Raw genomic sequence first — 21,985 nt, forward strand, 5'->3', positions numbered from 1 at the left:
TCCCCGCTGATGTTTCGGTTGCAGGAGCCTTTGGCGGATCGAGAGCAGCAGCTGCTGGCGAACCTGCGGCAGTGGATGGCAGACCAATCTGCCCTTTGTGTGGCCTATTCCGGTGGAGTCGACAGCACCCTGGTGGCGGCGATGGCCTACGAAGCCCATGGCGATGCCGCTCTGGCGGTAACAGGTGTCTCCCCGGCCCTGGCACCGCATCTGTTGCGGGAAGCCCGTGATCAAGCCTCCTGGATCGGCATCCCGCATCGGGAGTGTGCGACGGCCGAGTTGAACGACCCGGACTACAGCAGCAACCCTGTGGATCGCTGCTTTGCCTGCAAGCGTGAACTGCACCAGCACCTTCAGCCCATTGCCGCAGCGGCTGGAGACGCGTTGGTGATTGATGGAGTCAACCTTGATGACCTAGGTGATTACCGGCCTGGCATTGACGCGGCCCGCCAGGCGGGAGTTCGCTCCCCCCTGGCGGAATTGTCGATCGACAAATCCACGATTCGTTCGCTGTCGAGGGCCCTTGGTTTTCCCTGGTGGGACAAACCGGCGCAGCCCTGCCTGGCCTCCCGCTTCCCCTATGGCGAAAGCATCAGCGCCGAGCGGTTGAAGCGGGTGGGTCAGGCGGAAGCCTGGTTGATGGCCAGGGGATTCGGCTCCGTCCGTGTGCGATCCCATGGTCTCGCCGCACGGATTGAGGTGCCCAGCGAACAGATCCGCGCTGTGCTCGCGCTGGCGGAGAGCGAGCCTCTGGTGGAGGCTTTTCGCTCCCTTGGCTTCACCTCCGTCAATCTGGATCTTGAAGGTCTGGTCAGCGGCAAGCTGAACCGCCGCTGATTTCGCCTGGGCCGGATCAGCTGGGGAGCTGGCTCGGCATTTCCACAGGCTCTCTCACCCCAGTGGCAATGGCCGCAGGTGTTTCACGCAGAAAGCTTTTCAGCGCATGGCGTTTCGCTTGAAGCTCACTGCAGAGAATCGCGCAGGCCTGTTCCGGCATGGTGTGGTCACCACAGGTGAACACATCAACCGCGGCGTAGCCGGATTCCGGCCAGGTGTGGATCGAAATGTGGGATTCCGCCAGCAGGGCCAGGCCCGTGACGCCCTGGGGTTGAAATTGATGGGTGATCAGGTTCAGCAGCGTCGCACCAGCGCCTTTGGCTGCTGAGGTGATCGTTGTGCGGATGAATGCTTCGTCGTCGAGCCGGCTCGGATCGCAGTCGTAGAGCTCGAGAATGCAGTGTTTGCCGACCATGTCGGTGGCATGAATCTCAGGTGCCCCCCATCCCGGGTTGGGATGCAGTTCAGAGAGGGTCTGCTCCATCAGGCGATGAGAGAAAAACAGGTCCGCCACCTTATCCGATCTTCAGGTCGGGTCTCAGCTCTCTTGCGCCGAGAATTTGGGCCTGCTGCTGCCATCCGCCGCCAAAGCCCTCGAGGTGGGTGGCGCTTACCAGGCATTGATGCGATTCGCCCACGGCCTCAAGCAGAAGCTGCTGGCGGGTTGGATCAAGTTCGGCCAGTACATCATCAAGAAGTAGCAGGGGTGGCTCCCCACACAGCTGGGTCACCAGCTCCAGTTCGGCGAGCTTCAGGCCCAGCACCAGCGACCTCTGCTGGCCTGCGGAGCCAAACCGTCGTGCCGGGCTGCCCCCCAGCAGCAGGGCGATCTCATCGCGGTGCGGGCCCACGCGGCAGCTGCCGAGCCGTTCCTCCTCTCCCCGCTGCTGGCGCAGTTGCTCCTCGATGGCGAGTCGCCAGGGTTCTTCGGCATCCTCCCCGCCAAGCTTGCTGCCGGGCTTGTAGTGCAGTTCCAGTGCTTCTGTGCCCCCGCTGAGGTGGGCCTGCCAGCGTTGGGCGATCGGTTCCAGCCGATGCAGGGCCCGTTGCCGTCGCCGGTGAATTCGGGTGCTCACCAGCGCCATCTGAACGTCAAAGGCATCAAGCAGTGCATGGCGTTCGCCACTGGAGACCTGCCGCTGGCGCCAGAGCTGGCTGCGCTGCCGCAGCAACCGGTTCAGCCGTGCCATCAGATCGGCATACACCGGTTCGAGCTGCAGCACGACGCGGTCCAGCCACTGGCGTCGTAGGGCGGGTTCGCCCCGCACCAGATCAAGATCCAGAGCGCTGAAGCCGATGCAGCGCAGCGGACCAATCAGGTCCAGCTGCCGATCCAGCAGCTTGCCGTTCCGTTTGGCCTGACGGCCACCTTGGCGGCGCAGTTCCAGCTCCAGACGATCCCCATCCCCCACGTCGGCCCGGATCAGGGCCTGTGGAGCGTCCCACTGGATCAGATCGCGATCATTGCTGCAGCGATGGGAGCGCAGGCTGCCCAGCAGCTCAACCGCTTCGAGCAGGTTGGACTTGCCGATGCCATTGGGCCCGATCACCAAAAGGCGTGGCTGCGTCAGTTCCAGCTGCAGAACGGTGTGGTTCCGGAAGCCCTGCAGTTGGAGCCTGTGGAGCCGGATGGGTGCTGGGGCGACCAGTGAGTAAGGTACCTGTATCGGGACGGTTGCCGCTCGATATCACTGCGGCTTAACGCCGATCGGTGGGCATGTAGCTCAGTTGGATAGAGCATCAGATTCCGGTTCTGAGGGTCGGGGGTTCGAGTCCCTCCATGCTCGTGTTTGAACTCAATGTCTCAGCTCAGGCTGAGGCCCATGGCGCGAATGCCATTGGGATCAATCAGGAAACCCTGCTGTTTGAGAGCTTCCAGTGCATCCGCAGGGGCCGAGATTGAAAGGCTGCAGCCCGGCAGATCCCGGCGCAGAATCTGCAGGGCACGGTGCACCAGAACGGCGAAAAGGGCCCCTTGGTTCGGCCCTGGTTTGGCGGCGAGGTTCCAAAGATTGGCGTTGAGGGCCAGATCACTGGTGGCCCGCACAAATCCGATCAGTTCCCCTGTTGATTCTTCCAGGATGCTGATCTGCCACAGGCTGCGCTGAAGGGCGAGCTCCCAGCGTTCCTCAGGGTGGGTTGATTCCCCGCAGGACATCAGCAACGTGTTGAGCTGGTGGGAGGTGGGAGGGGTTGATGTTTCGAGTCGCGTTCCCTCGGGCAAGGGTGGAATCGAGGGTTGTTGAAGGAACGACAGCACTGTGGATTAGCCGGTGTTGCGCATGCCGGCTGCAATGCCGTTGAGGGTGAGCAAGGCTCCCCGCAGCAGTTCACTGCGGCTGTAGGTGCGGGTGTCTTCGGGGGCGCCTGGCGTCTCACTCATGGGCGGTTGCCGGTTCTGATCCCGCAGCCGCTTCAGCAGCGCAACCTGCAGGAAGCCCAGGGGAACGATGGTGCGGTTCCGCAGATCAACCGACAGCTGCAGCCCTTGATCAGCGCCCAGCAGTCTGTTTTGGCCCGTGATTTCAAGAACCAGTTTTCGGGTGAGTTCGTATTCCTTGGCGATCACCTCGAAAATCGCTTCAAAGGCTTCCCGCTGTTCCGGGTGCCCCAGGCTGTTCATGTAGTGATGGGCCAGGTCGAGATCCACCTTGGAGAGGGTCATTTCCACTTTGGAAATGAGCATCCGGAAGAACGGCCAACGTTGATGGAGGCGCCGCAGCAGGTCGAGCTGTTCGGAGTCGCAGCCCACTTCTTCCGACAGCGCCGTGCCGAAGCCAAACCAGCTCGGCAGTAGGAAACGACTCTGGGTCCAGCCGAAGACCCAGGGAATGGCCCGCAGGCTGGAGAGGTCCTTGGCACCGGTTTTGCGTCGGGCTGGTCGACTGGAGATCTGCAGCTTGCTGATTTCCTCGATCGGTGTGACCTGCTGGAAAAACGCCACCAGATCGGGATTGTCGTGAACCAGAGCCCGGTAATGGTCCCGTGAGCGGGTGGCTAGGCGACTCATCAGCTGGTTCCAGCTCGGTGTCGCATCAAGCTGGTTGGTCACCAGGCTGTTCTGCACCACGGCCGTGGTGACGGTCTCCAGGTTGTAGAGCGCCAACTCGGGCAGGCTGTACTTCGAGGCCAGCACTTCGCCCTGTTCGGTGATTTTGATCCGGCCCTGCAGTGTGCCGCTGGGTTGAGCCAGGATCGCCTGATAGGCCGGCCCACCCCCACGACTGACGGATCCACCGCGGCCGTGGAAGAGGCGAAGCGCCACGTCCTGGCGGCTGGCGAGTTCCTGAAGGGCGATCTGAGCCTGATGAATTTCCCAGTTGCTGGAGAGGAAGCCGGAATCCTTGTTGCTGTCGGAATAGCCCAGCATCAGCTCCTGCAGCGGCTGCTTCTGCTGCCCCACAACGGGGAGGAGTTCGCGGTACAGCGGCGTTTTGAACAGCCCCTCCATCACTTCGGGGGCCCGTTGGAGATCCTCCACGGTTTCGAACAGCGGCACCACCAACAGGGAGGCCCGTTTGTTGGGCGGGTCTACAAGGCCCGCCTCCTTGGCCAGCAGCAGGACCTCCAAGAGATCCGAGGCCGTGTGGCTCATGGAGATCACGTAGGAGTTGCAGATCCGCGGACCGAACTCCTCCTGGAGGCGCTGCAGCATTCGGAACACCGCCAGCGTCTCGGCTGTCGCTGCCGACCAGCTGGCGGCAGGCGGGATCAGGGGGCGACGGGTCTGCAGTTCCTGCAGGAGCCATGCCATCCGCTCCGTCTCATCCATGTCCCCATAGGCCTGGGGCAGTTCAAGGCTGCGGGTGAGCTCGTCGATGGCATCGCTGTGGCGGGTGCTCTCCTGACGGATGTCCAGGCTGGCCAGTGAGAACCCGAAGATGTGCACCTGGTGCAGCAGGGTGTCGAGCTGTTCGCAGCTCAGTTCGGTGCTCACGAGGCTGTTGCGCACCAACTCCAGATCACTGCGGAACTGGTCCACCGAGGTGTAGTGGAGAACCTCAGCGTTACCGAGCCCATCCTTGGGATCGGCCAGCGCCTCACAGGGCATCTGCCAGCCCGCTTCCGACAGTTGGTTGTTGCGGGCGAGGGTGCGCTCCAGTTTTTCGAGCACATAGCAGAGCTTCAGGCGGTAGGGCTCCAGTCGGTATCGCGCTGCTCTGCGCTCGTAGATCTCAGGGAACCGGAGCCGATCCATCTCGAGCGACTCCAGCAGTGATGGAGCCACCTGACTCCACTGCATGGAGATGCTCAGCTGCTGCCGGAGCGACTGCACAGAACTGATGTAGAGCTCCAGCATCAGCTGTCGCTGGTAACAGGCGGTTCGCCAGGTGATCTCGGGTGTGACCGAAGGATTTCCGTCCCGATCGGAACCCACCCAGGAGCCGAAGGTGCAGAACGACGCCTGGGGGACCTGGACATCGGGGTAGTGGCGATGCAGGGCGGAAATCAGCCTTCGGCGCAATTGCGGCATCGCGTCAAACAACACCTGCTGGAAGTAGTGCAGGGTTGAATCCACCTCGTCGATGACGGTGGGTTTGAACTGGTGGAGTTCATCGGTGCGCCACCACAGGCGGATTTCCTCCTCCAGTTGGTCGCGGCAGTCCTCCCGCAGCTGATGCGCCAGAGGGGCGTCGGATTGAAGTTGCTGGAGCAGGTTGGCCACCCGCCTCTGTTTGTGCCGCACCGTGTGCCGCACGATCTCCGTCGGGTGCGCGGTGAAGACCAGCCGGATGTCCAGTTCCCGCAGCAGTTGTTCCACCTGCGCGGGGGGAACGTTCATCCGCCGCAGCCGCTCGAACACCTCTCCAAAGGTGGCTGGATCGGTCTGGTTGGCGAGGGGCGGGGCGAAGGGATCAAAGGCGTCTCGTTGCGCCGCGTCAGCACTGGCATTGGGTCTCAGGCTGTCGAGATAGCTGTCTTCCTCGATCCGTTGCTCAAGGATGTTGATGAGCTGGAAATACAGCGAAAAGGCACGGGCGGCCGAGATGGCCTCCGAAAGGTCCATGGCCTTGATCAGCTCGACGATCGCCTCGCTCGTGCTGTCGCCATCTCGCCCTCCCATCGAGACGGGGTCGCTGAGTTGTTTGAGCCTCAGTAGGCGTTCGCTCTGCTCCGGTGGGCACTCGCTGCGCAGCACCGACTTCCAGAGGTCCTCAATCAGGTCCAGCCGGTGCTGAAGAAGCTGTCCTGCGCCGGATCCGCCACCGCTCAAGCGTGCAGTCTCTTGCTCGGAGACAGGGGTGGTGGACTCGGGCATGAAGTCTCCACGCTGCGACGAACTCGACATGATCATCCCAAACAGGCTTCCCCGGTGGAGATCCGTTCCTCCTCCTCCATCCGCTGGATCCCTTCCTGAAGCAGGTTTTCGATGGATTGCCCCTGGCCATGGGCCGCTTCCCAGCGCATAGCCTGGTTTCCATCAACAAGCAGGGAATCCAAGGGCTTCAAGCAGTCGCTGAGCTGGAGCGATTTGGCCAGGGGAGTGAGCTGATCAATCAGCTCCAGCAGCCAGTCTTTGCAGTTGATGACACGGCCGTCCTGCCAATGCCTGAGTTCAGCATTCAGGCTGGATCGGGCTACGGCGGCGTCGTTGCTGTCGGCGAGCTGGACCAGTTCAGCGGCGCTCAGCCAACTGCTGCGGAGTGGATCGAGGCTTTCGATGTTGTTTTTGAGGGCCAGCAGCCGCAGCTCCAGCAGACAGGTGATCGCCAGCAGCTGATCGGGATTGGTGACCAGATCACAGATCCTTAATTCCAACCGGTTGAGGTCGTAGGGGCGCCGCGGACCATTGGGCCGAACCGACGTCCACAGGTGACGCTCGTTGCGCATGGCACCCGTGGACAGCTGCTCCTCCACCCACTCGATGTAGTGCTGGTGATCCCTAAAGAGAGGAACTGCAGCGGGGGTGAGCGGGAATTGATGCCATCGCTGCGAGTGGTGGCTGGTGCTCTGCCCGTCCAGGAAGGGAGAACTTGCACTCAGGGCAAGCAGCAGAGCCGCTTCGCAGCGCACGAGCCGCACTGCTGCAAACAACCAGTTGAGATCGGTGATCCCAAGGTTGATATGGATGCTGGCTGTCACGACCCTGGTGCCATAAAGCTGTTCAATCAGCGCGTGATAGGCGTTTTCAGGGTCGGAGCGTTCGAATCGGCTGCTGTCACCCAGGCTCATGGCGCTGCCGGGGAGCAGCGTCAGCTCCCGCTTCTGCAGCCACCGCCGCAGCGTCCGCCGGGGAGCGAGCAGCGCCTCGGGCAGTTCGGCGTAATCCCGGATCGGGTCGGTGACGTATTCGAGGTTGCGACGGTCCGGTTCCGTCACGAAGCCAGGCAGGTCCCTGGCTACCTCGGGGGCGACGCCCACGTTGGCTCCGTTGCTCCGACCGGTGAACAGTTCAACCTCGAAGCCTTTCAGCAAAAGGGGGTGCGCTGTCATCCCGGTGGATTCAGGCAAGCCAGTGCGGTCAGCATTCCCCGGGCTTTGTTGAGGGTCTCCTCAAACTCCGCCGTCGGCCGTGAATCTGCCACAACGCCGGCTCCGGCCTGCACTTTCACCCGGCATCCCCCGCCATCACGGGGTTGCACCACCATGGTGCGGATCGTGATCGCCGTGTTGAGGGCCCCAGCCAGATCAACGGATCCGTACACCCCCGAATAGGGCCCGCGGGCATCGGGCTCCAGCACGTGGATGAGTTGCATCGCCCGGATTTTCGGTGCGCCGCTCACGGTGCCGGCGGGGAACGCCGCCATCAGCAGATCCCACACGTCGTGCGTCGGGCCGAGGCGTCCTTCGACTTGGCTGACGATGTGCATCACGTGGGAGTAGCGCTCGATCACCATCAGGTCTTGCACGGCCACGCTTCCGGGCTGACAGACCCTGCCGAGGTCATTGCGGCCAAGATCCACCAGCATCACGTGCTCAGCCCTTTCCTTGGGGTCGGCCAGCAGGTCAGCTTCCAGTTCGCGGTCTTCCAGGGGCGTGGTGCCGCGCGGCCGAGTTCCGGCGATGGGGCGAAGGCTGGCGTGGATGCCATCAGCAGCGGGTTCGGCTTGAACCATCACTTCCGGACTGGAGCCAATCAGTTGCCAGTCCCCAAAGTCGAAGAACGCCATATATGGGGAAGGATTCACCATCCGCAAACTGCGGTACAGCTCCAGGGGCGATTGAGGCACCTCGGTTTCCAGGCGCTGACTGATCACCAGTTGGAACACATCGCCGGCTGCGATGTGTTCCTTGGCGGTGTCGACGGCGGCTTCGAATTCATCGCGGCTGCGGTTGGAGCGCACCGCGGGAAGCTCTTTGCTTCTCGCGTCCCAGGTGAGTGGTTTGACGGCCGGCAGAGGTGCGTCCATCCGCTGGCGCAGGGCCTCAATCCGTCCGATTGCGGTATGCCAGGCCTGCTCCTCATCCGCTCCGTTGGAGAGGTCGCCAAAGGCAACAGCGGTGATTTGTCGTTTCACCTGATCAAAGATCAGGATCGCGTCCATCAACATCCAGATCCCATCCGGGGGATCGGCAGCGGCGCGGGGATGAACGGCGACGGTGGGTTCGATCCACTGGATGAGTTCGTAACCCCAAACGCCATACAGCTGCCCAAGTGGAGGGAGGCCCGGCAGGTTGACGCAGGAGTACGGCGCCAAGCAGTCGCGCAGGGATTCGAATGGATTGCCGTTGAAGGTCTCTTCACGACCGTCTCGCCAGGTGCGCGTCAGACGATCGTTGCGCGCAGACGCCGTCCAGAGCGGATCGCAGGCGATCACACTCCAACGCCCCAAGGTTTCACCACCCTCGACGGACTCCAGCAGCACGCCAGGAGGCCTTCCGTCACCCACCTTGATCCAGGTGGTGAGGGGTGTTTCAAGATCTGCGGGCCAACTCTGAGCCAGAGGAATCAGGTTGGCACCACTGCAAACAGCCTGATGAAAGGCGTCGCGATCGGGACTAAACATGACCTGATCATCGCAGCCGGGACCCGGAGATCATGACCTCCGGGCATCGGTTTTGAGAGATCAGGCGTCGAAGGTGTTGCGGCCGCTGAACTTGATGTTGGCCGGGTTGACGTTCTGGCCAATGCGACGTGGGTTGTGGCCCACCATGGGACGACCTTCGTTCACCTTTTCGGAGAACACACCATCCTTGGGATGCAGGAACTCGGTGTCGCCACCGGGGTAGATCCGGTAGATCTTGTAGTCCTCGATCCGGGGCTTGAATTTTGTGCGCAGCTGGGTGCCGAGGGCTAGGCACTGTTCCTTGCGAGCGAAATACATCAGGTTTTCACCTGAGTTCATCAGAGCGGCGCCACCGGTGGGCAGCTCAAAAGCCTGCTCTGTCTTGCTGGTCCAAGTGATTGCGTATTTCTCTTCAGTCTCCGCTGAATTCAGAAGGCCGCCAGTGCTGGCGATGTGCTGGGGAAGTTGACCGTTCAACGCCGTTGCTGCCATGGCTGAAAGAATCCACAAGAGCCGTTATGGCTGGAAAGTAGCACCGTCATTGGGGCCTGTTTTGAGCTCCGACAGCAAGCTTCACACCCGTCAACAAACCCATCACTCTCCGGGCGTATGCACCGGGAAAAAAACGGTGATGTCGCGGTCGCGCCTGGGCTGATAGCGGCCTCCCAGGCTGGCCATCATCTGGCGGGTCGCATCCTGGCTTAACTGCAGGCTCCCGGTGCTGGGATCCCAGCTCAGGACGGTGCCCACGTCCTCGCGCTGGGGAGACGGGCCGGCCTCCGCGGCCTGGCTCCTGTCGGGATGCTCCACATGCAGCTGAAGCTTCACCCGTGGACCGGCTGCCTGGAGGTGAAGTGTGAGCTGACTGCCGGAGGGGAGCCCCCTGGTGCTGCGGTCGATCAGACCCCCCAGCATCGGTTCCAGTCGACGGGAGTCACTGAGGATCGCCGGTAGGTCGGCGCTGAGATCCAGCTCCAGGGCGATCCCGCGACGGTTCAGCTGCTCCGTCCAGCTGGGTGCAAGGGCGCTCAGCATGGCCTGCAAATCCGTGCGGGCCAGATTGGCCTCGTTGGGTTCCCGTTGCAGTTCAGCGGCATGGAAGATCAGGCCAAATCGATCGATCTGCTCGCTGCATTCCACATCGATCTGCCGCAAGCGATTCACAACGACATCAGCCAGATCCTTTCGCCGCAGCAGAGAGCGGATCAGTGTTCGGATCGTGGCCAGCGGGGTGCGCACCTCATGGGTGATCGCTTCCAGCAAATTCAGATCTCCATGGCTGGGCGCTTCCGGTGGGCGCTCAGCCTGGATGGGTTGCAGCATCAGCCCGGGGGCTGTGCCGGTGAGCCGCTCCGTGAGACGGGGCCAGAACTGTTCTGACCAGGCTGCATTGCTCTGCAGGGAGCCGATCGATTCGAGCGCTTTGCGCAGCTGCTCGGCCTGCGCTGGTGACTGGTGCTCCAGCCGTCCTCCCAGCTGCACCAGCACATCACTGAGCGTGGCCGGGTCGCATCGCATCAGCAGCTGCCGCTTCTGGGGCGGCCCATGCAGGGCAAGGGCCACCTGGACCTCGGGTGTGATCACCAGCAGCAGTGGGTCATCTCCGTCGTCGGGGCCTAGGGACAAGCGTTGAAATCCCCGCAGGGAACCGGACTCATCGCTGCTGGACCGTCCCGGCAGTGCCGTTGGATGCGGACTCAGTTGATCCATTTGATCTGGAGCCCACACCCATCCCTGCAGATGTTGCAGTAATTCCGGTTCGTAGAGGGCTGGCAGGGGGGCAGCCAGCCAGATGCCGCGTTCCAGGCCTCGCTCAAGCAGGTCCTGTTGCAGGGTTTCCAGGGCCGCCCACCAAAGCCGCCGCACACCAATCTCATCGCAGCGGCCCTGGGGCACGTCCTGTGCCAGCCGTTGCCGCAGGTCTGTGAAGGAGGGGCCGGTCAACGGAGGTGCGCCAAGGAGCGACGGCTTTGCCGGACTACCGACAAGCAGAGGCCGAGCGCTATGAAGTTCACCACCATGGCTGAGCGCCCATAACTGAGGAAGGGCAGGGGGATTCCTGTGACGGGGCCCAAGCCGATGGTCATGAAGATGTTGACCACCACCTGGAACATCAGCATCGTGCCGATCCCGATCACCACGAGTGATTCGAAGTCGGTGCGGGCATTGCGTGCGATCTGGAGCAGCCGTGCCATCAACGCGGCAAAGCCAAGAACCACCAAAAGGCAGCCAATAAAGCCGGTTTCCTCACCCAGGGCGCTGAAGATGAAATCGGTGTGTTGTTCAGGGATGAAACGAAGCTTGGTCAGTTGTCCTTGAAGAAGACCTGTGCCCAAGACGCCGCCTGAACCGATGCCAACGGTGCTCTGGAGCAGGTGATAGCCCCCGCCCAATGGATCCTGACTTGGGTCGAGGAACAGCACCAAACGGTCCCGTTGATAGTCCTTCAAACCATGCATCCAGAGCCATGGCGTCACGGCAGCCATGGCGCCGTGGATGGCCAGGGTTGCTGTGGCTGCAGGACGTTTCCAGGGCAAGGAGCGGTATGCGAGAACTCCCATCAGCGGGATCCAGAGGGCCATGGCCCAGGGGAGAAGGCCTGAGAGCAGGGCCGTCACCAGCGGTGACAACAACAGAATCACCCACTCGACCGGCATCCCCGACCAATAGAGCATGGTGAGCATCAGGGCGCCGAACACAAGCGATGTGCCGAGATCAGGCTGGATGAACACCAACAGCCACGGCACTGCAATCACCCCGAGCGGGCGCATCAGATCAACCGGTCGTTCCACCGGGTGTCGCGACAGGACTGCTGCCACGAGCAGGATCGCCGCGATCTTGGCGAACTCCGATGGCTGAACATGAACCCCGCCAATGCTGATCCAGCGTTGGGCGCCCAGCGCTGTGGTTCCAATCACGCGCACCGCCACCAGGCTGATCACCGTGAGGGCGTAGACGGGAACCAAAAGAGGCCGGAGACGCTGCAACGGCAGCCGTTCCAGTCCCAGCGCCAGCAGCACTCCGAAGGCCGCGGTGATCCAGTGGTGATACCAGTCGGCATAGTCCGCCTGGCGTTGGGTGCTGGCGATCAGCACCCCGGCGATGGTGATCATTCCGAGCGGAACACCCCAGAGCACCCACTCCCGGTGCGATCTGCGGCGGTCACGTCGGCTGAACATCGTCAGATGGGCTGGGTGACGGCCTTGAGCACCGCTGTCGCAAGGCCCTTGAACTCAGCGGCGCTGGCGGAGTCGCTGCGGTTGATCACGATCGGTCGCCCCGTGTCACCGCCTTCCTGCACGGGCATTTCCATGGGGATCTGAGCCAGCAGGGGTACGTCGTAATCCGCAGCGAGTTGGGCGCCGCCGCCACTGCCGAAGAGGGCGTAGCGGCAGTCGGGACGGTCCGGAGGAATGAAGGCGCTCATGTTCTCCACCACGCCCAGGACGGGAATGCCCATCTGCCGGAACATGGCGAGCCCCCGTCGCGCATCCTGCAGCGACACCTGTTGTGGGGTGGTCACGATCACAACGCCCGCCATCGGCACTGCCTGGGCTAGGGAGAGCTGTGCATCACCGGTGCCCGGCGGCAGATCAACGATGAGAACGTCCCGCTCACCCCATTCGGCCTGATACAGGAACTGTCGAATGATGCCGTTGAGCATCGGGCCGCGCCAGATCACAGGCTGGTGATCGTCGATCAGCAGACCCATCGACACCATGGCGATGCCGCAGGTCTCGATCGGGACAATCCGCTGCTGATCGCCGCTGCCCTGCACCTCAGGTGTTTGGTCAGCGACGCCCAGCATGGTGGGTGCGTTCGGCCCGTAAATATCGGCGTCCAGAAGTCCGACCCGCAGGCCGGTCTGGGCGAGGGCGCAGGCCAGATTGACCGCGACGGTGCTCTTGCCGACGCCGCCCTTGCCGCTGCTCACGGCAATCACCTGGCGGACGCCGGGGATCGATTGGCGTTCCGCCGGCTGACCATGGCCGGCCTGGCCAATGCCCCCTTGGCTTGGCGGTTGGCCGATCTCGATCTGCACGTCGTCAATGCCATCGAGCGCCATCAGAGCGCCCCGTGCTTCGGCCACGATGCGGTCTCGCTGGCTTTGGGCGAAGCCTGGAAGGCTGAGGCGAAACACAGCCCGCGGCGGGGTGATGCGGATCTGTTCGATCCAGCCGAGCTCCAGGGCCGTTTTGCCACTGCCGGCATCTTTGACTTGCTGGAGGGCTTGGTTGGCCTGCTCGACCGGGGTCATCCGTTTCATCAAGGCAAGCCGGATCCTAGGGGGGCCGCCCGTGACAGTCCCTGACGGATGCTTGTCCAGGCCTGGGGTGACCTGGTTAGGTTTCGATGTCTTCAGTCTCTGACACATGGTCCGCTCCCTGATTCGCCGCGTCCTCGGACGCCAGGACGTGGGTGTCAGCAAGGCTCCCCTTGAGCTGCCCCCCAGCGATTCCAGAGAGCGGGCCCGGGCGATGGTGATGGGGCTGCAGGACGAAATCTGTGCGGGCCTGGAAGCCCTCGACGGTGAAGGCCGCTTCGTTGAGGAGAGTTGGGTCAGGCCTGAAGGGGGTGGTGGGCGCTCCCGGGTGATGAGTGAGGGGCGCGTCTTTGAACAGGGCGGCGTGAATTTCTCCGAGGTTCAAGGCGAAGAACTGCCCCCGTCGATCCTCAAGCAGCGTCCTGAGGCCAAGGGGCATCCCTGGTTTGCCACGGGAACCTCGATGGTTCTGCATCCGCGCAATCCATACATCCCGACGGTTCACCTCAATTACCGCTACTTCGAGGCTGGCCCGGTGTGGTGGTTCGGCGGCGGTGCCGACCTCACGCCCTACTACCCGTTCCTCGACGACGCCCGTCATTTCCATCGCACCCACCAGGCGGCCTGTGATTCAGTTCACCCGGATCTGCACAAGGTGTTCAAGCCCTGGTGCGATGAATACTTTTATTTGAAGCACCGTGGTGAAACCCGCGGCGTTGGCGGCATCTTTTACGACTACCAAGACGCCAACGGCACTCTCTACAAGGGCCAGGATCCCTCCGGACCTGCGGCTCAGGTGTCAGCCCGTTTGGGGGCTCGGCCGTTGAGCTGGGAGCAGCTGTTCTCCTTGGGTCAAGCCAATGGCAGAGCCTTTCTTCCCGCCTATGCCCCCATCGTGGAGAAGCGCCACCCGATGGCCTATGGCGATCGCGAAAGGGACTTTCAGCTCTATCGCCGGGGACGTTATGTGGAGTTCAACCTGGTGTGGGATCGCGGCACGATATTCGGCCTGCAGACCAATGGACGCACGGAGTCGATCCTGATGTCTCTGCCCCCGCTGGTGCGTTGGGAGTACGGCTACACCGCCGAGGCCGGATCAAGGGAAGCCCTGCTGACCGAACTGTTCACTAAGCCGCAGGACTGGCTCGGTGATGCCTCGCTGGATGAGCGCTGCCGCCCCCATGGAGCGATTAACTAAATGACGCCTTGAACGAGCGCGTTCACCACGCGCTCGGCCAGGCAATTCACCGTGTGACCTCTGGAGCGTGGATCCCTCAGTTTCGTCTCGAGAGGGGGCTCCAGCATGGCGATTTCAAGAATTCCGATCCCGCGCCGCGGACCGCCAAGGCCTCCGCGGAACAGGCGTGGGTAGCGCCCAAATGCCTGGGCCAGGCTTTCATCGACGACATTCAGTTCGCGCACATTTGGGAGCACCGGAATCAGGCCGGAACCGAAGCCATGGGGCCGGTAGGCATCGAAATGGATCTCCAGGACATATTCACCACGCTCTGAAAAGACCTTGGCCTTCGACCAGTTGGTGCTGGGGTCGTCATCGTTCGCGATGCTGATGGACGGCGGGATGTAAGCGCGGATGTTCAAGCCACGGGCCTGGCCTTGGGTCACCACAGCGGCCTGAACTTCGCGGTTCCAGAACAGCTCATCGCGAATGCCCGGTTGCATCGGCGCTCGCGTCTGCTTATCCACGGCATATCCAGGGGTCCCTGGACTGGCAGTGCCCTGGGAGTCGGCGTGTCCTGCCATGACGACGATTGGCAGGTTGCTCTGCACAGGGCTTCTGCCAACCCAGCTCCCGGGTTTCTTTGTGCGTGGGCCGAGCAAGGGATCTGGCGTGCCGGGCTCAGGACAGGGGGCTGGCTGTTTCGGTGCTGTTTTTTTGCTGGGCTCGGCTGTGCCAAGCCAGTTGTGCTGTTCCGCAGCCTTGGTCATCGCCAGGGTTGCCAGTGACAGGCCTGCGATGGCAAGTCCTGAGGCCAAGCGACGCCGTCGCATCCAGGCCGGCAGATGCATGGTTTAGATGGGGGAGGAGAGCAGGGATCCGTCACTGGCGAGTTGCAGGGTCTCAGCCAGTTCCAGTTCGATGGCGATCAATTCGTCCCGATGAGCCCGCAGACGAATGGCGCTGCCGTCTCCCTTGGGAGCAGGAAGGAGTTGCAGTTCAAGGGCTTCTGTGCGAGCGGCCCGCCGTGTGTAGACAGCTCCTGCCAGAGGGCCGAGGCCGATCAGTAGCAGAGGCCACCAGTGCAGTTGCGGTGCCAGCTGACGCAGGACCAGGCCGAAGCAGGCGGAGCCAATGGCCGCCAGTACTGACAGCAACACCGCAAGGGGTTGGCTGGAGGCCACTTTCCCCTTGAAGCGGAGCACCTGGCGCTCAGCATCGCCGCCATCCCGGCTCCAGCCGCGCTCTTCCAGCCAAGTGCTGAGCCCGTCAAGCACGGTGATGGGGGGTTGGGGGGACATCACGTCCACCACTGTGGTTCGGTCTTTGCTGGCTGCACGCAGAAAGAAGACCAGACCAATCGCCAGCAGAACAGTCAGCAGGAGGGTGGATTGGAATCCTGCAGGCATGGCATCCCGTTGATGTTCAACCTTTTTAAGCCTTGCGCCGGCTGAATCGCTTAGTTCAAGGCGAACCGGTGGGAGTCCAGCCAGCTGCGCCAGGGCTGCATCAGTCGCTCGGCTTCGCCGCGTGCATTGGATTCAAGGTGCAGCATGCGCCGTGGCCGTCCGCGGCTCGGGCAGCGTTGGGTGTAACTGCTGATCGAGCCCTGTTGCTCAAGGAACTCCAGGGCCTGTTGCAGCACGGTTTCAGAAAGCCGCAGTTGGGGCTCCTCCCGGATCAGTTTTTGCAGGAGTCCGGAGGGGTAGTTGTCGTCTTTGAGCAAGCACTCGAGGATCCAGCAGACAGCCAGCTCGAGATCGAGGAACTGCGGCGGCGGCTGATGGAAGTACTGCTCGATGTCTGCCAGACAGGTGCGCGAAGGCTTTCTTCGAGAGAACACAGGCGCGGGACGACTTCACCAATCAAAAGCGATCCCATTTCGAGATTCAAGAGGAGAGTATTGAGATTTGCTGTGGAGGCGATTGGCCACACTGGCCCTATCCCTTCCTGAAGTCATGGCTGAGAAGTCGTCATCCCCAGCGGAATTCGCCGTCTTTGATCGCGACCTCGATGCAGCTTGGACGGAGCGCTATCTGCAGTCCCCGCGGCTTGCGGTTGATACCGAAGCGATGGGGCTGATCCATGGGCGTGATCGGCTTTGCCTGGTTCAGATCGCCGACGCCGAAGACCGTGTGGCCTGCGTCCGCATTGGCCTGGGCCAGACCGAGGCGCCGAATCTCAAGCGCCTGTTTGAGGCGCCCACGGTGGAGAAGGTGTTTCACTTCGCCCGTTTTGATGTGGCTGCGCTTGCCGCCGGTTTGGGGACCGAAGTGAACCCCGTGTTCTGCACCAAGGTCGGCAGTCGGCTCGGCCGCACGTACACCCCCCGCCATGGCCTCAAGGATCTGGTGATGGAATTGGTCGGCGTTGAGCTGGACAAGGGCGCCCAGAGCAGTGACTGGGGCCGGGTGGACGAACTCACGGATGCCCAGCTGGCCTACGCCGCCAACGATGTGCGCTATCTGCTGCCAGCCCGTGAGCGCCTGGAGCAGATGTTGCGGCGGGAAGGGCGCTGGGATCTGGCGCAACGCTGCTTCCAGTGCGTTCCGGTGGTAGCCGAGCTGGATCGACTGCGCTTTCACCAGATCTTTGAGCACTGAGGTTGGGGCTCAGTCTTCCAGCATGAAATTGCCGTCGCCTTCGCTGTTCTCGAGCAACGCGTCCAGCTGACGGGAGTGGTCACCGTTGTCCTTGTCGAGGGCGGCCAGCATGGATTCAGCCATTGCTCGCCGTCCCTCCACATCGCGATGTCCTTCTCGGGCCGCGGCTTGTTCCACCTGGCGCCGGGCACTGGCAAGGCTGATGCTCAGTCGACTCGCCAACTGGGCACAAAGTTTGACGAGGGTGGGGTCTTGAATCGCGGCCATCGCAACCAACCGAAGATCTTCAGTATCCGTTGAAGCGATCCAGGATCAGGCGTGCCAGCTGATCGCTTCCCCCTGCTGGCCCCATCCGCTGCGTGCCGATCCGTCCCAGGTGGGAGCGGAGTGTCGGGTCGTCCAGGAGAAATTCGAGCCGTCTCGTAAGCTCGGATTCATCAGAGCAGGGACGAACCGCACCCCCCAGCAGGCGGCTTTGACGGCGAGCGAAGCCCGGCTTGAACTGCGGTCCTGTTCCCGGCAGGGACAGGGCCGGAATGCCCAGCCCCACCAGTTGTTCCGTTGCCGTTCCGGCGGTGGCGATGCCGGCTTCTGCCCAGCCGGCCCATTGGTCAAAGCAACCTCGCCCGATCAGCACCAGGCAGGCTCCTTTCACCCAGCAGGCTTCGGCACCCAGTTGGTCTGAAGGCGGAAGGCTGCGTCGAAACCCCAGTTGTTCAAGACTGTTGCTCAGGGCCTCTGCATCGGGTTGGGCGCCCACGGCCACGAGCAGTGCCATCGGCACACGGCCGGGAAGCGCCATGGCACTGCGAACCAACCGCTGCAGGTTTCGCTGGGCCTCCGGCATGCGACTTCCGCATAGCAGGAGCACTCGGCGGCAGCGGTCCAGGGCCGATGGCAGCGGTTGGACCTGAAGGCCATCCATCATCGGATTGCCCGGCGCAAGGGCGCTCACGCCCTTGCGTTGCAAGCCTCGTGCCGTGAGCCGATCACGCATGGCCACCAGTTCACAACGGCGCGAGCGCATCAGGCGCCATTCCCAGGGATCCCACTCACTGCCTTTGAGCCGGTGGTAGCAGTCGCTTTTGGCTCGTCCGGGACCGCTGAGCCAGGTGTAGTCGCTTTTGGGAGTGCCGATGAAGCCGAAGGGGGCGCCACTGCTCCAGGCCATCAGCAGCGGCAGCAAATCACCCACGGCAACGATGGGTTGGCGCTCATGTCCCAGGCGTCGTACCAACTGCCATTGACTCCAGCTCAGGCTGGGGAGTCCAGCCCTGACGTCTGCCAGCAGCCCTCTCAGGCTTTGGTTGCTGAAGCCACCACTGGGCAAGGCCGCTTTTGGCCCCAGGCGTGTCAACCATCCCTGCTGAACAGCAGCATCAAACACCCGTCCGGCACCCACCAGAGGAAGCACGGTCAGGGGGCGTCGCGGTGCGCGCCGATGCACGGCCTGGATGATCCGCAGGGTGATCAGGTCTTCTCCGTGGCCGTTGCAGAGAAACAGCAGAGAGCCAGGGGCATGACTGATACGATCCCCTGATGGGGACGGCTGTTCCCGGGCGGCGGCATGGCCAAGTGGTAAGGCAGAGGATTGCAAATCCTTTATCCCCAGTTCGAATCTGGGTGCCGCCTTTCAATCCTCATCACAGTTGAGCCTCCGCGCTCATGCCGGCAACGTTGCGTGAGTGACTCTCGCAGCTCACCGTGTTCGCATCAATCCAGCAACGCCCCTGGGCTATACGGGTTGTAGGAAGGCCCTTGGGGAGGCCTCTGGCATCAAAGCGAACCCATGACGTGCTGAGCAGGGTTGCGCTCCAGCGGCGTGAATCCACGCGGCAGCCTGAGTTATTGCAGCTGAGCGGACTGCCTTGATCTCCATCCAGGCTGACGAAGCTCAACTGGTAGCTGCCCCCCGTTTCTTGATCTTCTCCGATGAATCGAAGCCGCAGGCCACGGCTCCCGTTCGCGTTGATCTGCAAGCGCTCGCATGCCAAAGAACGCCCACCGACGACGATGCGGCAATGCGCAGGCCTGTGCTCCAGACGGCCAAAAGCCTGAGCTGGATTGACCGTTGCTGGCACGGCAAGCAGCAGTGGCGCCATCCAGAGATGAAGCATCAGTAATCGCTGTCGGCAACGCACATGCCCAGGCAGCGAATGCCATTGCTGGCGGTTCTGCGGCAGTGGTTGCAGAGGATGCGTTCCGCGTCCGCAGTCGATCCCTCCACGGCTTGATCGGTCGATCGCGCAGGTTCCTGCGCGGGGGATGCGGTCATGACGCAACGGGACGGGCTGGTGGCGATCATGGCTGGCAGCAGCATCGCCCCGTTGAACGGCATCGGTTTCGGCACCTGGGCCTGGGGCAACAAGGCGGTTTGGGGATACGACGCCCAGCGGGACGACGCTCGACTTCGTGCCACGTTTCGTCAGGCCCTCAGCTCTGGGCTCAACTTGATCGACACGGCGGATTCCTATGGAACGGGGAGCCAAAGTGGACGCAGTGAGGCGTTGCTTGGCGACTTCATGGCCGAGTTGCCATCCCTGCGTCGATCCCAGTTGACGGTGGCCACGAAGTTGGCCCCATTCCCCTGGCGATGGGGGCGTCGGGGCTTTGATGCCGCCTTTGAGGCCAGTCGAACGAGGCTTAAGGGGCAGCTTCGGCGGGTGCAGCTGCACTGGAGCACAGCGCGCTATGCCCCCTGGCAGGAGACAGGCCTTCTTGATGGCTTGGCTGATCTTGTTCTGTCTGGCCGGGTTGAGGAGTTGGGCCTGTCCAACCTGGGCCCCCAACGCCTGTTGTTGATCCATCGCCGTCTGTTGGAGCGGGGCGTTTCCCTACGCAGCGTTCAGGTGCAGTGCTCGCTCTTGGCACCTGCGGATGATCAGCTGCGCGAGTTGATTGCCGTCAGCAGGGAGCTTGGCGTGGAGGTGTTGGCCTACAGCCCTCTGGCTTTCGGCGTGCTGGGTTGTGCTCCCGGGTCTGAGGAGAGGCGTCCTGTCACCTGGTTGAGACAACGCCTGTTCCAGCGCCTGCTTCCGGCAAGTCTTGAGTTGCGCAGTGCGATGCAGGCCATCGCGATCGATCGCGGGGCATCGATGGTTCAAGTCGCTTTGAACTGGTGCAGAGCTCTTGGCACAACGCCGATCCCGGGGCTGCGAACTCCAGAGCAGGCCAGGGATGTCGCCGCTGCGCTGCAGTGGTCGTTGTCACCGCAGGAGTTTCAGCGGTTGGATTCGGCCCGGCTCCATTGCAGCGAGCGGATGCCCGCCAATCCCTTCCAGAGCCGCTGAGTGTTGTGCTCAGGCCTCCGAGGCGGATTCAGGGGCTGGACTCACCACCACCGGGAGGCTGTCGCCGTCATTGCGAATCGGAACGACTTTGTCCTGCGAGGGTTCCAGGCGAGTGGGGGCTGGGGCAGTGTCCTGTTGCTGGGCACAGGCGGCGAGGGCTTCCTGCAGCAAGGAATCAAAGGTTGCCCCAGGCAGTCGATGCCGGGCGACCTCCAGAAAGGTGCGCGGAAGCGATTCGCCAGCAGCGCTCCTCAGAGCGGGGTTGTTCTGGCGATGTTCCTGCTCGTCCTGAATTGCCCGGATGAACCTGCGTGTGACATCGCGCTTGGTGGACGCCTTGATCAGGGTGTCGCGCTCCTGAGGACCATGACTGAGCTCCTGCTCCATGTCTTGAATCCGCCGTTCGAGGCTTTCCAAAACCTCCTGGGCTTCCTTGCCGATGTGAGCCAGTTGCCCATCCGAAAGGTGGGGCATGTCGGCCACGAACACCTTGCCGTGATCCCGGAGCGTGAGAAAAGTTGGTCGTGGACCCTGCCTGTAGCCCTGTTGCCTGTCCTGGCCTGATGGCAAAGGACGCCTCGGAGGAACAGGACCTGCAGACGATCGACGGCGCGTAATGCGCTGGGGCTTATCAAAAGGCATTGAAAAAAAATGTATTGACGCCGCTATCGGAAAAGGTTCCGATGTGCTTCAGGGCAGCTTATTCGATCCCTTCTGGGGCGTGGTCGACTGCTTTAAACCTGTCTGAAACTGACGTAATCAGGCGGGAACACCTTCCAGAACAGCGGTGCTGCCTGGGGTGTTGGAAGTCACGTTGCCAATCACCCAAGCCCGATGGTTCTTGCCGCGGCAATGCTCGATCACAGCGGTTTCGCTCCCAGCCGGCACCACCAGGCAGAAACCGATGCCGAGGTTGAACGTGTGCCACAGGTCTCTTTCGGGAATGTCTCCGGCCTCCTGCAGCCATCGGAACAGGGGTGGTCTTGTCCAGCTGGAGGCATCGATGCGCGCAGAGCAGCCATCCGGCAGGCAGCGCGGCAGGTTTTCCGGGAGTCCTCCGCCGGTGATATGGGCCATGCCGTGGAGCTCGCATCCGATCTGCAGCAGGTGCTGCACCAGGTCGGCATACAGGGTTGTCGGCGCCAGCAGGTCGTCGATGAGAGGGCGCTGGTCGTCGCCATACACGGTGTTCGCATTGGCGTTGGCCTTCTCCAGCACCTTGCGCACCAGGCTGAAGCCGTTGCTGTGCACGCCGCTGCTGGCCAGACCGATCACGCTGTCGCCAGGTTGGATGCGCTGGCCATCAATGAGCTCGTCTTCTTCGACGACGGCTACACAAAAGCCGGCGAGGTCGTAGCGCCCCTTCGGGTAAAACCCCGGCATCTCTGCCGTTTCGCCGCCGAGTAGGGCGCAGCCGCTCTGCCTGCAGCCATCGGCGATTCCTTCAACGACCTCGGCCATTGCCGATGGCGCTAAGGCCCCGGTGGCCATGTAATCCAGGAAGAAGAGCGGCGCGGCTCCTGAGGTGATCACGTCGTTGACGCACATCGCCACCAGGTCGATGCCCACGCCGTGATGGCTGCCATGCTCCTGGGCCAGCTCAAGTTTGGTTCCGACACCATCGGTGCCTGAGACCAGAAGGGGCTTGCGCAATCCGGCTGGAAGTCGCATCAGCCCGCCAAAACCGCCAAGGCCGCCGATGACCTCCGCTCGGTGGGTGGCTTCCACAGACGCCTTGATGCGTTGCACGAACGCGCGCCCGGCCTCAACGTCAACTCCAGCGCTCTTGTAATCCATGGAACGAATCCGATGCATTGATCCTGCAATGCCACGGAACCTGTGCCGATTAGCTTGTCGGCACAGCA

At 62.5% G+C, this 21,985-nt stretch carries 23 protein-coding genes and 2 tRNA genes; 6 read left to right on the forward strand and 19 right to left on the reverse strand.

Annotated features, from left to right (window positions below; genetic code table 11):
- The first annotated feature begins 9 nt into the window (after positions 1–9).
- Positions 10–837 (forward strand): ATP-dependent sacrificial sulfur transferase LarE, encoded by an 828-nt coding sequence (gene larE, locus DXY02_RS00430; protein ID WP_114987302.1) that lies wholly within the window; start codon positions 10–12, stop codon positions 835–837.
- 16 nt (positions 838–853) lie between these two features.
- Here the strand turns inward: larE and speD are convergent, their stop codons facing one another.
- Positions 854–1,321 (reverse strand): adenosylmethionine decarboxylase, encoded by a 468-nt coding sequence (speD, locus tag DXY02_RS00435; protein WP_114987431.1) that lies wholly within the window; start codon positions 1,319–1,321, stop codon positions 854–856.
- Between the two features lie 31 nt (positions 1,322–1,352).
- Positions 1,353–2,447 carry a DNA replication/repair protein RecF gene (gene recF / locus DXY02_RS00440; RefSeq protein WP_244276092.1) on the reverse strand — a complete coding sequence of 365 codons (1,095 nt, stop codon included), beginning with the start codon at positions 2,445–2,447 and terminating at the stop codon, positions 1,353–1,355.
- A gap of 103 nt (positions 2,448–2,550) precedes the next feature.
- Between recF and DXY02_RS00445 the strand changes: the two genes are divergently transcribed.
- Positions 2,551–2,624: transfer RNA gene (locus DXY02_RS00445), tRNA-Arg, on the forward strand.
- Between the two features lie 17 nt (positions 2,625–2,641).
- Here DXY02_RS00445 and DXY02_RS00450 read toward each other — a convergent pair.
- The 8 genes from DXY02_RS00450 to DXY02_RS00485 all read right to left on the reverse strand — a co-directional run bounded on the left by DXY02_RS00450 (position 2,642) and on the right by DXY02_RS00485 (position 13,044).
- Positions 2,642–3,097, reverse strand: a complete 456-nt coding sequence (locus DXY02_RS00450; RefSeq protein WP_114987304.1) for an N-acetyltransferase — start codon at positions 3,095–3,097, stop codon at positions 2,642–2,644.
- Between the two features lie 6 nt (positions 3,098–3,103).
- Positions 3,104–6,133, reverse strand: a complete 3,030-nt coding sequence (gene ppc, locus DXY02_RS00455) for a phosphoenolpyruvate carboxylase (protein ID WP_371639802.1) — start codon at positions 6,131–6,133, stop codon at positions 3,104–3,106.
- On the reverse strand, positions 6,130–7,272 hold the full coding sequence (gshA, locus tag DXY02_RS00460; RefSeq protein WP_114987433.1) for a glutamate--cysteine ligase: 1,143 nt from the start codon (positions 7,270–7,272) through the stop codon (positions 6,130–6,132). Before gshA ends, ppc begins: the two co-directional genes overlap by 4 nt.
- Positions 7,269–8,786 (reverse strand): anthranilate synthase component I family protein, encoded by a 1,518-nt coding sequence (locus tag DXY02_RS00465; protein WP_114987306.1) that lies wholly within the window; start codon positions 8,784–8,786, stop codon positions 7,269–7,271. Before DXY02_RS00465 ends, gshA begins: the two co-directional genes overlap by 4 nt.
- A gap of 60 nt (positions 8,787–8,846) precedes the next feature.
- On the reverse strand, positions 8,847–9,278 hold the full coding sequence (locus DXY02_RS00470; RefSeq protein WP_011363412.1) for a photosystem I reaction center subunit II PsaD: 432 nt from the start codon (positions 9,276–9,278) through the stop codon (positions 8,847–8,849).
- A 102-nt stretch (positions 9,279–9,380) separates the two neighbouring features.
- The gene (locus DXY02_RS00475) at positions 9,381–10,730 is read right to left on the reverse strand and encodes a sensor histidine kinase KdpD (RefSeq protein ID WP_114987307.1); all 1,350 of its coding nucleotides are present in this window, start codon (positions 10,728–10,730) and stop codon (positions 9,381–9,383) included.
- On the reverse strand, positions 10,727–11,965 hold the full coding sequence (rodA, locus tag DXY02_RS00480; protein ID WP_114987308.1) for a rod shape-determining protein RodA: 1,239 nt from the start codon (positions 11,963–11,965) through the stop codon (positions 10,727–10,729). Before rodA ends, DXY02_RS00475 begins: the two co-directional genes overlap by 4 nt.
- A gap of 2 nt (positions 11,966–11,967) precedes the next feature.
- Entirely contained in the window at positions 11,968–13,044 is a 1,077-nt protein-coding gene (locus DXY02_RS00485; RefSeq protein ID WP_114987309.1) for an Mrp/NBP35 family ATP-binding protein, read from the reverse strand.
- 115 nt (positions 13,045–13,159) lie between these two features.
- On the opposite strand from DXY02_RS00485, the gene hemF reads away from it, so the two are divergent.
- A complete protein-coding gene (gene hemF, locus DXY02_RS00490; RefSeq protein WP_114987310.1) occupies positions 13,160–14,248 on the forward strand; it encodes an oxygen-dependent coproporphyrinogen oxidase in 1,089 nt (362 codons plus the stop codon).
- Here hemF and DXY02_RS00495 read toward each other — a convergent pair.
- The 3 genes from DXY02_RS00495 to DXY02_RS00505 are packed head-to-tail and all read right to left on the reverse strand — an operon-like array spanning position 14,245 to position 16,070.
- On the reverse strand, positions 14,245–15,078 hold the full coding sequence (locus DXY02_RS00495) for an N-acetylmuramoyl-L-alanine amidase (protein WP_114987311.1): 834 nt from the start codon (positions 15,076–15,078) through the stop codon (positions 14,245–14,247). The two genes, hemF and DXY02_RS00495, sit on opposite strands and share 4 nt — an antisense overlap.
- Before the next feature lie 3 nt (positions 15,079–15,081).
- Positions 15,082–15,636 carry a cofactor assembly of complex C subunit B gene (locus DXY02_RS00500; RefSeq protein WP_114987312.1) on the reverse strand — a complete coding sequence of 185 codons (555 nt, stop codon included), beginning with the start codon at positions 15,634–15,636 and terminating at the stop codon, positions 15,082–15,084.
- Positions 15,637–15,686: 50 nt separating this feature from the next.
- Entirely contained in the window at positions 15,687–16,070 is a 384-nt protein-coding gene (locus DXY02_RS00505) for a helix-turn-helix transcriptional regulator (RefSeq protein ID WP_038556622.1), read from the reverse strand.
- Between the two features lie 115 nt (positions 16,071–16,185).
- Between DXY02_RS00505 and DXY02_RS00510 the strand changes: the two genes are divergently transcribed.
- Positions 16,186–16,830 carry a ribonuclease D gene (locus tag DXY02_RS00510; protein WP_114987435.1) on the forward strand — a complete coding sequence of 215 codons (645 nt, stop codon included), beginning with the start codon at positions 16,186–16,188 and terminating at the stop codon, positions 16,828–16,830.
- Between the two features lie 9 nt (positions 16,831–16,839).
- Here DXY02_RS00510 and DXY02_RS00515 read toward each other — a convergent pair whose 3' ends face one another.
- A complete protein-coding gene (locus tag DXY02_RS00515; RefSeq protein WP_114987313.1) occupies positions 16,840–17,097 on the reverse strand; it encodes a hypothetical protein in 258 nt (85 codons plus the stop codon).
- A 19-nt stretch (positions 17,098–17,116) separates the two neighbouring features.
- On the reverse strand, positions 17,117–18,337 hold the full coding sequence (locus DXY02_RS00520) for a lipid-A-disaccharide synthase-related protein (protein ID WP_114987314.1): 1,221 nt from the start codon (positions 18,335–18,337) through the stop codon (positions 17,117–17,119).
- Positions 18,338–18,391: 54 nt separating this feature from the next.
- On the opposite strand from DXY02_RS00520, the gene DXY02_RS00525 reads away from it, so the two are divergent.
- Positions 18,392–18,462, forward strand: a tRNA-Cys gene (locus DXY02_RS00525).
- Positions 18,463–18,473: 11 nt separating this feature from the next.
- On the opposite strand, the gene DXY02_RS00530 is transcribed toward DXY02_RS00525, so the two are convergent.
- Together DXY02_RS00530 and DXY02_RS12310 are read right to left on the reverse strand one after the other, a co-directional pair.
- Complete coding sequence (locus DXY02_RS00530; RefSeq protein ID WP_244276087.1) at positions 18,474–18,947, reverse strand: hypothetical protein; 474 nt, start codon at positions 18,945–18,947, stop codon at positions 18,474–18,476.
- On the reverse strand, positions 18,947–19,105 hold the full coding sequence (locus tag DXY02_RS12310; RefSeq protein ID WP_170950470.1) for a hypothetical protein: 159 nt from the start codon (positions 19,103–19,105) through the stop codon (positions 18,947–18,949). Before DXY02_RS12310 ends, DXY02_RS00530 begins: the two co-directional genes overlap by 1 nt.
- On the opposite strand from DXY02_RS12310, the gene DXY02_RS00540 reads away from it, so the two are divergent.
- Positions 19,104–20,120 (forward strand): aldo/keto reductase, encoded by a 1,017-nt coding sequence (locus DXY02_RS00540; protein WP_170951425.1) that lies wholly within the window; start codon positions 19,104–19,106, stop codon positions 20,118–20,120. The genes DXY02_RS12310 and DXY02_RS00540 overlap by 2 nt on opposite strands.
- Before the next feature lie 9 nt (positions 20,121–20,129).
- On the opposite strand, the gene DXY02_RS00545 is transcribed toward DXY02_RS00540, so the two are convergent.
- Together DXY02_RS00545 and purM are read right to left on the reverse strand one after the other, a co-directional pair.
- Positions 20,130–20,762: a histidine phosphotransferase gene (locus DXY02_RS00545; RefSeq protein ID WP_114987317.1), complete on the reverse strand. Its 633-nt coding sequence runs from the start codon at positions 20,760–20,762 to the stop codon at positions 20,130–20,132.
- 117 nt (positions 20,763–20,879) lie between these two features.
- Positions 20,880–21,917 carry a phosphoribosylformylglycinamidine cyclo-ligase gene (gene purM / locus DXY02_RS00550; RefSeq protein ID WP_114987318.1) on the reverse strand — a complete coding sequence of 346 codons (1,038 nt, stop codon included), beginning with the start codon at positions 21,915–21,917 and terminating at the stop codon, positions 20,880–20,882.
- Positions 21,918–21,985: the final 68 nt, after the last annotated feature.

This window comes from Synechococcus sp. N19 (assembly GCF_900474045.1).
Taxonomy (GTDB): Bacteria; Cyanobacteriota; Cyanobacteriia; order PCC-6307; family Cyanobiaceae; genus Parasynechococcus.